General features: G+C 70.5%; 3 protein-coding genes. All 3 read left to right on the top strand.

Features of this window, described 5'->3' with window-relative positions:
* Window positions 1-123: 123 nt before the first annotated feature.
* From IE277_RS46450 to IE277_RS46440, 3 genes are read left to right on the top strand one after another with little or no spacing between them, the layout of a single operon-like run.
* Window positions 124-1461 carry a Mu transposase domain-containing protein gene (locus IE277_RS46450; protein WP_229882599.1) on the top strand — a complete coding sequence of 446 codons (1338 nt, stop codon included), beginning with the start codon at window positions 124-126 and terminating at the stop codon, window positions 1459-1461.
* Window positions 1458-2267: an IS21-like element helper ATPase IstB gene (gene istB / locus IE277_RS46445; RefSeq protein WP_229882598.1), complete on the top strand. Its 810-nt coding sequence runs from the start codon at window positions 1458-1460 to the stop codon at window positions 2265-2267. Before IE277_RS46450 ends, istB begins: the two co-directional genes overlap by 4 nt.
* Complete coding sequence (locus tag IE277_RS46440; protein ID WP_189960153.1) at window positions 2257-2784, top strand: hypothetical protein; 528 nt, start codon at window positions 2257-2259, stop codon at window positions 2782-2784. Before istB ends, IE277_RS46440 begins: the two co-directional genes overlap by 11 nt.
* The last annotated feature ends 97 nt before the right edge of the window (window positions 2785-2881 follow it).

Below are 2881 nucleotides of genomic sequence, written 5' to 3'. Positions count from 1 at the left end.
TGATCTCCCCACCCTTCGCGTGATCTTGCTCGGCGTGTCGAACTGGTATCGGTGTGTCGTGGACAGCCTGCGTGCGCAAGTTCGGCCTGTTCGGGGGCCCGGATGCTCACGCGGGAGGAAGACGTGGATGCGCACGCACTGCGTCGTCAGGGATGGACGATCTCGGCGATCGCCCGGCACTTGGGGCGGGACCGCAAGACGATCCGGGACTACCTGAACAACGAGCGGACTCCCGGGCAGCGGCGGCAGCCGCCGGACGCGTTCGTGCCCTTTCTGCCCTACTGCCGGCAGAGGCTGGCTGATGATCCGCATCTGTGGGCGTCCACGCTGTTCGACGAGGTGGCCGCGCTCGGCTATGAGGGTGCGTACTCGACGTTCACCCGCGCGCTGCGCCGCTATCAGGTCCGTCCGCACTGCGAGCCCTGCCACGCCTCCACCGGCCGCAACGTCGCGGTGATCGCCCATCCGCCAGGCGAGGAGATCCAGTTCGACTGGCTGGAGCTTCCCGACCCGCCTGCGTCGTGGGGTGTCGGAGGCCACGCTCACCTGCTGGTCGGGGCGCTGGCGCACTCCGGCCGCTGGCGGGCGATGCTGGCAGAGTCAGAAGACTTCCCGCACCTGGTCCAGGCGCTGGACGAGGTGATCCGCAGGCTCGGCGGGACGGCCCGCCGCTGGCGCTTCGACCGCATGGCGACGGTCTGCTATCCCTCAAGTGGCCAGGTCACGGCGGCGTTTGCGGCGGTCGCGAAGTACTACGGGGCCGGGGTGGACATCTGCCCGCCGCGGCGCGGCAACCGCAAGGGCGTGGTGGAGAAGGCCAACCACTCCGCCGCCCAGCGGTGGTGGCGCACGGTTCCCGACGGTCTGAGCGTTGTCCAGGCCCAGTCCGGGGTCGACAAACTCGCTGTCCGGATGGACGAGCGGCGCCGGAAGGTGGACGGCATCTCCGTCACGGTCGCCGAACTCGCCGACGCTGAGCCGTTGTTGGACATTCCAGTGCGGCCGTTCCCAGCCGAGCTGGAGGTCCAGCGGACGGTCAGTGCGCAGAGCCTGGTGTCCTTCGACGGCAACTTCTACTCGGTGCCGCCCGGGCTCCCCGGCGTCCAGGTCCATGTCCGGCACCGGCTCGGCGAGGACTTCGTGCGCATCGCGACCGCGGGCAGGGCGGTCATCGCCCAGCACCGCCGAGCCCCGCGCGGAGCGGGCCAGACCGTCCGTGACAACGGACACGTGCTCGCCCTGGAGCGGGCGGTGCTGGCCTCGTTCACCGACCGGGCGCCCTGCAAGACCAAGGTCCGCAGGCCGCCGTCGGCCGCGGCCCTGGCCGAGGCCGAGCACCTGCGCGGCCGGCCGGCCGCCGGTGATCCGGCAGAAAAGGTCGTGATCGACCTCTCCACCTATGCCGCCGTGGCCGACCGGCTGCGGAATGCTCCGTCACCGAGGGAGGAAAGTTCGGAGTGAGTACGTCGCCGATGCAGATGAGCGAAGCGCGCCGCTTCCAGCAGCTGCGGGGTCATCTGTCCTATCTCAAACTCAACGACGCCGCCGAGGCGTTGAACCGGGTCCTGGACCAGGCCCGCACCGAACGCATGTCGCTGACCGCGGCACTGGAGCGGCTGCTGGAGATCGAGGTCGAGGCCACCGAGGCCCGCCGGCTCGCTGCCCGGGAACGCTTCGCCTGCCTGCCCGAGCCCTGGACGCTGAACGACTTCGACTTCGCCGCCCAGCCCGGCGTCGACGAGAAACTCATCCGTGACCTGGCCACCCTGCGGTTCCTCGACGACGCCTCCAACGTCCTGTTCGTCGGGCCGCCCGGGGTCGGCAAGACCATGCTGTCCGTCGCGCTCGGCCGCGCCGCGGTCGACGCCGGCCACCGCGTCTACTTCACCACCGCCGCCGAACTCGCGGCCAAGTGCCACAAGGCCGCACTCGAAGGCCGCTGGAAGACCTGCATGCGCTTCTTCGCAGGCCCGAAGCTTTTGATCATCGACGAGCTCGGCTACCTGCCGCTGCCCGAGGACGGCGCGTCCGCGCTCTTCCAGGTGATCAACCAGCGGTATCTGAAGTCGAGCACCATCCTGACGACCAACGTCGGTATCGCCGACTGGGCCGGCGCCTTCGGAGACGCCACCGTCGCGGCCGCGATGCTCGACCGGCTCCTGCACCGGGCCGCCGTCGCGGGCATCGACGGTCCTTCCTACCGGCTGCGCGGACACCAGAACCAGGCCGAGACCCTGCGCAAGGGAGTGAACGCTCATGTCTCATGACACCCCGCAGCCCCCGGCCCAAGGCCCCACCCCGGTCAACTGCGTCGTCTGCCAAGGGGAGTTCATCCCTCACCCGCGGCAGATCTACTGCTCTCCCCGCTGCAAGGTCCTCGCCCGACGCGCAGCCCCCGCCGAGCCGCAGACGCACTCCTGCCCGGCCTGCGGCGGCGAGTTCACCGCCAACCCCCGTCTGCGCCAGGTCTACTGCTCACCCGCCTGCCGCCGCGACGCCGAGAAACAACGCGACCGCCAACGCGACGAAGAACGCGCCCGCCGGCTCGGCGAGACCCTCGCCCCGCCCGCCATGCCCGGCCTCCCTCCGCCACCCAGAACCACACCTCGCAGCGGCTCTCGCGCAGCTGGCCCGGAACGCGATCCGCTGGAGCCGACCGCCACCCGCAACTGCCCCCACTGCCAGCAGCCGGTCACCATCGTCGCCCTGCTGGCCACACCCGAAGCCGCCCGGCCCGCCATGCCCGCCGGACCCGACGTCATCCCGCTACGGAGGACTCCCTGAAGGAATCCGTCTGACCGTCACTGATCACCAGGGCCCGGCGACCTTCGGTCGTCGGGCCCTCGCATCTGCTCTTCGCTCCCCATCCACCCCACACGCT

It is taken from the genome of Streptomyces alanosinicus, assembly GCF_014650595.1.
Lineage (GTDB): Bacteria > Actinomycetota > Actinomycetes > Streptomycetales > Streptomycetaceae > Streptomyces > Streptomyces alanosinicus.
The sequence above is the reverse complement of the archived record's forward strand: the minus strand, read 5'-3'. Positions and strand labels throughout refer to the sequence as shown.